Origin of the sequence: Streptomyces sp. NPDC005805 (genome assembly GCF_040630445.1) — a bacterium.
Lineage (GTDB): Bacteria > Actinomycetota > Actinomycetes > Streptomycetales > Streptomycetaceae > Streptomyces.
In genome coordinates, this window is record NZ_JBEXXN010000075.1 from 21,408 (window position 1) to 29,482 (window position 8,075).

Consider the following 8,075-nt stretch of genomic DNA (forward strand, 5'->3'; position numbering starts at 1 on the left):
CGCTGACGTGGGCGGATTCACAAACGATCGACGTACGGACAACTTCCGACAAGAGATGTCCGAATACCGACGCCCTCACTCTCGGGGCGCGTTGCCCCATGATCGGCCCACTCCCGCCCGGGGCACTTTCCTACTGAGGCACCACCCGATCGCACCCCATGGTTCAAGGGGCCGGCCGACTTCAGTGCCGCGACGTCGAACCCTCCACCCCCTCCTCCCCGCTCCCCGTCCGCTGCGCCTCCCCCGCGCCGAACAGCAGCAGGGCGAGCACGCCCACGACCAGCCGCATGAATCCCGTGACCGCGCCCGTGAGCAGGACGGCGCACAGGGCGAGAGCGAGCGCGTAGCAGCCGATCCCGCCGTACCCGAGGGTGAGCGGCCATGCGTCGCGCGGGTGCCAGGTCCGGACGCGGACCGTCGCGTCGACCGGGGCGTCCGGGCCGCCGGCCGGGACGCCCGCGGTCGTCTCCGTGCCGCCGCGCTCCCCCTCGAACTCGGCGTTCGCGTGGACGGCGACCCCGTTGTCCCCGATCCACACCGCCTTCCACTCCATGCGCCGGGTCCCCGCCCGCCGGGCCGTCCCCCCGGCCGTTCCTCCCCTGGCCCGGCACAACGACCGGCGACCCCCTGCCCGGGTCCCAGCACAACCGCCCCGACGCCCCGGCGAGCAGCGGGGCCAGCGGCTGGTCGTAGGCCGAGCCGCCCCGGAGCACCACCCGATGGCCGCCGCCCACGAAGGCGTCCTCGGTGAACGTCCCGCGCAGCACGCGGGTGTGGCCGGCGAGTACGGTCACCTGCCGGCCGCCGAACAGCAGCGGAAGGAGGAACGGCAGCGCGCCGAACACCAGAAGCCCGCAGACGCCGAGCGCCAACTGGCGTCCGGACAGGGCGTATCCGGCGAGCACCCGGTCGAGGTCGTCCTGGTAGTGCTGCCAGTCGTGCGACTGCGCTCCGGCCTCGTCGTGCCCGACGACCTCGGCGCCGGGCACCCCGCTGGTGCGGAAGCCCAGTTCGGGCGCGGAGGGCGCGTGGATGACCTTGAGCGTTCGCCCCTGCTCATGGAGGTCGCCCGGGTCGCTCCGGACATGCGCGGACTCGATCCGGATCTCCCCGTCGGCGTCGGGCAGTTCGAAGCGCACGAGCTGGGTGATGCCGTCCAGGATGGTGCCGCCGGTGTCGTTCTTGCCGTAGTGCCGTTCCGTTTCGAGCGCCGAGACGATCCGCGCCTCCTCGACGACCGCCCCCGCCGCGCGCAGCCGCTGGAGCTGGGCGTCCTGGGTGACGTCACCGGCCGGCAGCAGGAAGACCGTTCCTCCGTACCAGCAGGCCATGACCACGGCGACGAGACGCCCCACGATCCGCGCCCGCCGGGGCTCCTGGACGGAGACCGGCAGGGCCCGCGAGGGGTGCCCGGGTACGGCACGGGCGAGTTCGGCGCGGGCGACACCGCGGAGCCGGACGCGCCCGTACCGCGCACGCCGCACGGTCAGCACCACCAGCACCGAGGCGGGGACCGCGAGGCAGACGCCCATGGCCCAGGTCCGCCCGGTGAGTCCCGGCCACAGGACCCAGACCAGCATGGCCGCCGCGGCCGCCACGGGCACGGCCAGGGCGAGGCGCCGCAGGGCGGGGAGCCGTTCCAGCGCCTGGTACTGGTCGTGGGTGAGCACGGCCGCCGCCTCGATCGGATACTCCTCCGGGCGCGGCTCGGGCGGCTGGGACGACTCGTCGCCCATCAGGCTGACGCCGAGCAGCACGGCCGCCCCGCCGACGACCGTGAGCAGCGGACGCGGCGCGCCCTCGGTGATCAGCCCGCCGGTCATCAGCAGGGCGAGCGCGAAGTAGCCGACCGACTCCCACCGGTCCCGGAGGGGCCACGCCAGCCGGTGGGGCAAGGGGGCCACGGCCCGGGCGGGGTCCACGGGCGCGCCCGGACCGCCGGCGGGCTCGCCCTCGGCCGCGGGGTCGAGCCCGGGCAGGAACACGGCATGCGCGCGGATCGCGAGCCCGTTGTCGGTGACGATCGCCGCACGGCAGCGGCGGCGGGTGCCGGCCGGTGCTCCGGGCCGGCGCGGCGGGCGTCCCGGGGCGGGCGGGGTCCAGCACAGCCAGAAGTCCCGGTCCTCGAACGCCTCGGCCAGCTCACCCCATGCGACGCGCGGCACCGAAAGCCGGGCGCGGGCCCGTCCGTCGGGTCCGACCACGTACCCGTCCCGGTAGGTGACGCGCATGGCCCGGACGCCCCGGCCGGTGAGCCCGCCGCGCAGCCCACCGCCGCGGCGGACGAGGTGCACGACCGCGCCGAGCAGGGTGAGGCCGGCCCAGACCAGGGTCTCCGTGTCGCTGAGCAGGGCCCGCGGTCCTCGGGATAGGTCGAGGTGATGAACCACATGCCGAAGCCCCAGCAGGTGAGCCCGGCGGCGTGCACCGCGCCGACGAGGGTCCAGCCGAGGCCGCGCGGTATTCGCTCCGGCAGCACGGGAACGGACGCGTCCGCCGGATCGACGGCTCTCGGCGGTATCACGGCGGCGAGCAGCTGCCCCGAGCTCCAGCCGCCGCGCACCAGGCGGTAGAGGACGAGCACGACGAGGCCGAGCACGGCGACGGCGAGGCACAGCATCAGCAGCCCGAACCGCCGCCCGGGGTCGGGGAACCGGGCCCAGAGGGCCATGGACGTGAACGAGGCGAGCGGCACGACCAGCAGGAAGACGGTGATGGCCCGCGCCTCGTACCGCACGACCCCCGGGGCGGGCGCCCTGCCGCCGCCCTTCCCCGCCTCCGTCTTCCTCGCCTTGCCTGCCCGCACGGCCACGCCCGCCCCCTGACGCCGTTCCTCCCGATTTCCCGGAGGTTACGCGAATCCGGAATCTGACGCTCCGTCAACCAACCTGCTGCGTGCCGCGATCTGCACCACCTCAGCCGACCACCGACGGCAGCCGGTCGCTGGGGTCACGCCCTGGGTGCTGCCACTGCCGCCATGCTCACCGCCGTCGTCGGAGCCCTGGGCGACCAAGCGCCGCCAGGCGGAGGAGGACGCGGCCTCGACCGCGACGGCGAGTCCGCCTCCCGGGCCCACGCGGCCCTCGACTCGGCAGCCCCCAAACTCACGGCCCTCCACCGCCTGATGCGCGAGGACCTGGGCGTCCCCGACTGACGGGCCTCTGGCCCGGCCCGGCTATCCGCACCCTCGGGACAGCCGGCGTCGATCCAATCCGCCACGAGATCGCGGCAGGCGATGGTGAACTCGCCGCCCCGGAAGGCCATCTCGTGGCGGCAACCGCGCTTGCGGGGAAGGGCCTCGTCGAGAATCAACGCCCCGAGCAGAAATACGATCCGTCACGAGCCGCAGTTCGGGACATCTTCCAGGTAGTGCGCCTGGTTCTGAGCGAAGGCCTGACTCGCGTCCACCGCCCCCTCCACCGGGCCCGGCTCGTCGATCGTGCGGAGGCCGGACTTCGAGCCCTTCTCCCACGAGGTCCCCTGGTCGTCGGTGAACCGGACCGAGACCGTGCTGTTACCGGTCAGGTCGTACCGCCAGACTTGTTGGTCTTCACCCACGGCATTGACCACCAACGGCTCGACGCGTTGCTGCCGGCAACCGGGAATCCGTTCGAACCTCACGTAGTAGCCCAGTTCCTTCAGATTGACGAACACGTCATGGATGGGCATCTGCCCCCGGTTCTCCACGATGAGCCGCGTCAGGACACCGTTGCTGTCGGTCTCGAAGTGGTGGGACACGAACTGGGCCTGGGACTTCTTCTGCGCTTCGTCCGCCCGCGCCTGCACGGTCTTGGCTCGGTCCTCGGCCTCTTCGGCACGGTCGTCGGCGGCCTTGGCGAGGAACGCCATGTAGACGGACGTCCCCAGGGCGATGACCGCGACGAGCACACTGACCCGGGTCGTCCACGTCGACGTGCCACTTCCACCCGCTGACGGCGTACCAGCCGTATCCGGCGCGCCGGTGGACGACCCGCCGTCGTCAGTTCTCATGCGCTCAGACAATGGTCGGCCACTGCCCACGTCAACCTGGAGGCAGATGTCCGGGTGAGTGCCGGACCGCCCGGTCATCCCGTCATCCCGTAACGGCAGGACGGCAAAGAGCGGCACAGCCGAGGGGCCCGGCCGTGAGTGACCGCCTTCGCCGATGTCAGCCGTGGATGCCGAAGACCCCCAGCCATGATCGGCTGGGGGCCTTCGTACCGGTGGGCGCGGACGGTTTCGAACCGCCGACATCTGCTTTGTAAGAGCAGCGCTCTACCCCTGAGCTACGCACCCGTGGATGAACGCACAGCCTACATGGGCCCCCGCCCCCGGCTCCAAACCGTTGGCGGGTGCGGCGGCGGAGGCAGGCACGGGCCGGGGGTTAGCCCCACCCCGGGGACGGTGGGTCGCCGGATCGATGCGTGAGGTGGGGGGCTCGTAGCGTGAGGGCATCGGGTCGGGGCCGTGGTGACCGGCCCGGGAGACGCAGCAGGCAACGGCACACCAGCAGGGGGAACAGGGTCATGACGCAGACGCCGCACAGCTCGGAGCCGGGAGCGGAGCCGGGCTCGGATCCGAGGAACGCCCGCCGCGGCGGGCGCGCCCACGGACGCGCCCGCGGACGCACCCGCGCACGCGCCACCGCGCTCGCCGTCGCCACCGTCGTCGTCGGCGCCACCGCCCTCACCGGCTGCGGCAGCGCCGACATCGACGACGCCCCCGTGGAGCGCAAGACGTTCCCCCTCAGCGGCAAGGCGCTCACCGTCGAGTCCGACAACACCCCGCTCGACATCGTCGCGGCCGACGTCGACGAGGTGGAGGTGACCCGGCAGGTCGACGGCTGGGTGGTGCTCGGCAGCGGGCCCAACAAGTCGTGGCGCATGGCGGACGGCAAGCTGACCCTGAAGGTCGACTGCGACGGCGTCGCCAGCCACTGCGAGGGCCGCCACACGATCAAGGTGCCCCGGGGCGTGGACGTCACCGTGAACGACGCCAACGGCGGGGTCACGGCCAGCGGCTTCAGCACCGCGCTGAAGATCGACTCCGACAACGGGAAGGTCGTCGTCCGGGACGCCAGCGGCCCCCTGGACCTGCGGAGCGACAACGGCCGGGTGGACACCGAGCGGATCACCTCCACCACCGTGAAGGCCGTGTCCGACAACGGCTCGGTGAAGCTGCGCCTCGGCGTCGCGCCCGACCGGGTCGAGACCGTCAGCGACAACGGCAGCGTCGACATCGAGCTGCCCTCCGCCGGCGCGCCCTACGCCGTGACCGCGAAGAGCGACAACGGCAGCGTCGACGTGTCCGTGCCGACCGACGACGCGAGCGCGCGGACGGTCACCGCGAAGAGCGACAACGGCAAAGTGGTGGTGCGCATCGCGAACTAACGGGCCGGTGTGTTCGTCCTTACTGGTGGGAGTATGGACCCGGTAGGGCAGGCAGGGCGGACACGGCACGGGAGAGGGATGTGACGGCGAGACACTCGCAGCCGCACCACCGCACACGAGCAGGAGCACGCCCCGTCCGCGATGCGCTGGGGCTGGTGCTGCTGCCGGTGCCGCTGTTCGCCGTCGCACTGGCCTCGTCGGCCGCCTCGTTCGCGGGCGGCGGCACCCGGCGCTGGTTCGGGGGCGGCCGCAGCGAGAGCGCCCGCGCCGAGGCGCAGGCCGCGAAGGACGCGGCCGCCGCCGCGTTCTACGAGCTGGACACAGCCCAGCGCGGGCTGCGGATCTCCGTCGAGACGATCACCGCCGTCGACAGCTCCCCCCGCGCCCGGCGGGTGGTCGAGGACTTCGCCGCGCTCGGGGAGCGGATCGACGCGGCGAGCCACGCGTACATCACCGCCGTCGACACCCACGACCTGGACCGGGACGACCTGGAGGCGTCGGCCGCGTCCCAGGCGCGTTCGCAGCTCGACAAGGCACGGGCCGATCTGGAACGGGTCCGCGAGCAACTGGACCGGTTCGAGGAGGAGCTCGGCCCGCTGCTCGACACGGCGGAGACGCAGCTGGCCCGGCTGGCGCCCGCCGTGGAGCGCGCCCGGCAGGGGCTCCTCGCCGCGAGCAACGCGCTGGACTCGGCGCGCGCCTCCGGGCTGCGCGCGGACGACCTCGCGGCCCGGCTCGCCGCCCTCGGCCCGGAGCTGACCAAGCTGAACGAGGGCGCCGGCCGGCACGGCGTCCCGGAGACCCTCCAGCGCGCCGACCGGGTGCTGCGGGACGCGGAGGCGGTACGGGCGGAGGCGGAACGGCTGCCCGAGCGCGCGGCCGAGATCGACAAGCGGCTGGTCTCCCTCCGCACCCGCGCCCAGGCGCTGGCGAACCGGGCCGAGCAGGTCGACCCGGTCCTCAGCGAGCTGCGCCGGCGCTTCACCGCGGCCTGCTGGCAGGACCTCCAGCCCGTCCCGGACCAGGCCGCGCGGAACGTGCGGCAGGCGGAGGGGAAGCTGAAGGAGGCCGCGCGGGCCCGCGAGGAGCAGCGCTGGCCGGACGCGACCGCCCTGCTCTCCACCGTCCGGGCCCTGCTGAACAGCACGGACGAGGCGGTCTCCGCCGCCGGTGACCGCCTCCAGCGGCTGAACGCGGTCGCCAAGGACCCGCAGGAGGAGATCGAGCGCACGCGCTTCGCGATCCGGGACGCGCAGCGGCTGGCGATGGCCGGACGCCACACCCCCGACCCCCGGCACGCCCGCCCGCTGGACGACTCGGTGGGCCGGCTGGAGCGGGCGATCGGCGGGCTGGCGGGGCGGCACCCGGACTACTGGCACTTCCTCCAGGAGCTGGAGGCGGTCCGGAGCACGGTCGCACGCGTGGTGGACCAGATCCGGGAGGACCGCGGCGGGGGCGCCCGCTGACCGCGAGGACCGCGATGGAGGCGGCGGCGCCCGCCGACCGTGAGGACGGCGCAGGCGGTGGCGGCGGTGGCAGCGGCCGCTGACCGGCCCGCCCCCGGAGACCGGGAGGCGCCCGCTGACCGGCCGCGTTGTCTTCGGGGCGGGCCGGGCGGATCCTGGGAGGGGAAGGGCGGCGCGTGCCGACCCGCCCCGCCGCCGGTACGCCTGACGGCCGAGGAGGCCGACGATGGCCGGACACGTCCTGCACTCGCCCCGCGCCCACCCCACCGCCGGGCACCGGCCCCGGCGGGGGTCCCGCACCCCCATCCGGCTGGACGAGCATCTGCCCGTCGACCACCGGCTGAGCCGCGTCTACCGCGTCGGGGCCGGTCTGATGGGGCTGGTCCTGGTCGTCTTCGGCATCCTGGGGCTCATCGACCGCATCGGCTTCTTCGACACCCAGGGCGACACGGTCGCCGGCCTGAACACCAACGGCGCGCTGAGCGTGATCTCCATCTGCGTCGGGCTGCTGCTCTTCGCGGGCATGGTGATCGGCGGCAACGTCGCCTCGACCCTCAACATGGTGCTGGGGGTGCTGTTCATCGTCAGCGGCTTCGTGAACCTCGCCCTCTTGGACCGCAGTTTCAACCCCTTCGCGTTCGAGATCCAGAACGTGGTGTTCAGCTTCGTGGTGGGTCTGATGCTGATGACCTTCGGGATGTACGGGAGGGTCAGCGCGACGCTGCCGCACGACAACCCGTACTGGAAGGCGCGCCATCCGGAGGAGGCGGAACGGGAGTTGCGCGAGCGGCGGAAACGGGAGGCAGCCGCCGCGTCCGGGCCGCCGGCGGCGCAGGGCCCCTGACGGGCGGTTGGCGGCGCAGGGCCCCTGACGGGCGGTTGGCGACGCAGGGCCCCTGACGGGCGCGGGGCCCCTGACACCGGGCGGTCGCCGGTAGCCTGAGCGCATGCCTCGATACGACTTCCGCTGCCGCACCTGCGGCGACACCTTCGAAGTGAGCCGTCCCATGGCCGAGTCGTCCGCGCCCGCGGACTGCCCCGCCGGACACGCCGACACGGTCAAGCTGCTGTCGACGGTCGCCGTCGGCGGTACGGCGGGTTCCGCCGGCCCGTCCGCCGCGCCCGCCCCGAGCGCGGGCGGCGGTGGCGGCTGCTGCGGAGGCGGTTGCTGCGGCTGACCCCGGCCGTGTGGGGGGGGCGCGCGGGCGGGCGGCACGGCCCGCGGCGCGCGGGGGCGGGC

At 73.9% G+C, this 8,075-nt stretch carries 8 protein-coding genes and 1 tRNA gene; 6 read left to right on the forward strand and 3 right to left on the reverse strand.

Annotated elements, in window-relative coordinates; all coding sequences use genetic code 11:
- Positions 1-17 precede the first annotated feature (17 nt).
- The gene (locus ABZ457_RS28285; RefSeq protein ID WP_359163073.1) at positions 18-2,390 is read right to left on the reverse strand and encodes a hypothetical protein; all 2,373 of its coding nucleotides are present in this window, start codon (positions 2,388-2,390) and stop codon (positions 18-20) included.
- A gap of 279 nt (positions 2,391-2,669) precedes the next feature.
- On the opposite strand from ABZ457_RS28285, the gene ABZ457_RS28290 reads away from it, so the two are divergent.
- Positions 2,670-2,825, forward strand: a complete 156-nt coding sequence (locus tag ABZ457_RS28290; protein WP_359163076.1) for a hypothetical protein — start codon at positions 2,670-2,672, stop codon at positions 2,823-2,825.
- A 152-nt stretch (positions 2,826-2,977) separates the two neighbouring features.
- Complete coding sequence (locus tag ABZ457_RS28295; RefSeq protein ID WP_359163079.1) at positions 2,978-3,154, forward strand: hypothetical protein; 177 nt, start codon at positions 2,978-2,980, stop codon at positions 3,152-3,154.
- Between the two features lie 182 nt (positions 3,155-3,336).
- On the opposite strand, the gene ABZ457_RS28300 is transcribed toward ABZ457_RS28295, so the two are convergent.
- Positions 3,337-3,990 carry a hypothetical protein gene (locus tag ABZ457_RS28300; RefSeq protein WP_359163082.1) on the reverse strand — a complete coding sequence of 218 codons (654 nt, stop codon included), beginning with the start codon at positions 3,988-3,990 and terminating at the stop codon, positions 3,337-3,339.
- Between the two features lie 213 nt (positions 3,991-4,203).
- Positions 4,204-4,275 (reverse strand) — tRNA-Val (locus ABZ457_RS28305).
- Between the two features lie 230 nt (positions 4,276-4,505).
- Between ABZ457_RS28305 and ABZ457_RS28310 the strand changes: the two genes are divergently transcribed.
- The 4 genes from ABZ457_RS28310 to ABZ457_RS28325 all read left to right on the forward strand — a co-directional run bounded on the left by ABZ457_RS28310 (position 4,506) and on the right by ABZ457_RS28325 (position 8,013).
- On the forward strand, positions 4,506-5,369 hold the full coding sequence (locus ABZ457_RS28310) for a DUF4097 family beta strand repeat-containing protein (RefSeq protein WP_359163085.1): 864 nt from the start codon (positions 4,506-4,508) through the stop codon (positions 5,367-5,369).
- Between the two features lie 80 nt (positions 5,370-5,449).
- Positions 5,450-6,835, forward strand: a complete 1,386-nt coding sequence (locus ABZ457_RS28315; RefSeq protein ID WP_359163088.1) for a hypothetical protein — start codon at positions 5,450-5,452, stop codon at positions 6,833-6,835.
- 226 nt (positions 6,836-7,061) lie between these two features.
- On the forward strand, positions 7,062-7,679 hold the full coding sequence (locus ABZ457_RS28320; protein ID WP_359163091.1) for a DUF4383 domain-containing protein: 618 nt from the start codon (positions 7,062-7,064) through the stop codon (positions 7,677-7,679).
- A 103-nt stretch (positions 7,680-7,782) separates the two neighbouring features.
- Positions 7,783-8,013: a zinc ribbon domain-containing protein gene (locus ABZ457_RS28325; RefSeq protein WP_026278015.1), complete on the forward strand. Its 231-nt coding sequence runs from the start codon at positions 7,783-7,785 to the stop codon at positions 8,011-8,013.
- The last annotated feature ends 62 nt before the right edge of the window (positions 8,014-8,075 follow it).

What these genes read in the sequence shown, in the direction of transcription:
- ABZ457_RS28300 (WP_359163082.1), bottom strand. Translation starts at nt 3,990, where the DNA reads ATGAGAACTGACGACGGCGGGTCGTCCACCGGCGCGCCGGATACGGCT.
- ABZ457_RS28320 (WP_359163091.1), top strand. Translation starts at nt 7,062, where the DNA reads ATGGCCGGACACGTCCTGCACTCGCCCCGCGCCCACCCCACCGCCGGG.
- ABZ457_RS28310 (WP_359163085.1), top strand. Translation starts at nt 4,506, where the DNA reads ATGACGCAGACGCCGCACAGCTCGGAGCCGGGAGCGGAGCCGGGCTCG.
- ABZ457_RS28325 (WP_026278015.1), top strand. Translation starts at nt 7,783, where the DNA reads ATGCCTCGATACGACTTCCGCTGCCGCACCTGCGGCGACACCTTCGAA.
- ABZ457_RS28295 (WP_359163079.1), top strand. Translation starts at nt 2,978, where the DNA reads ATGCTCACCGCCGTCGTCGGAGCCCTGGGCGACCAAGCGCCGCCAGGC.
- ABZ457_RS28290 (WP_359163076.1), top strand. Translation starts at nt 2,670, where the DNA reads ATGGACGTGAACGAGGCGAGCGGCACGACCAGCAGGAAGACGGTGATG.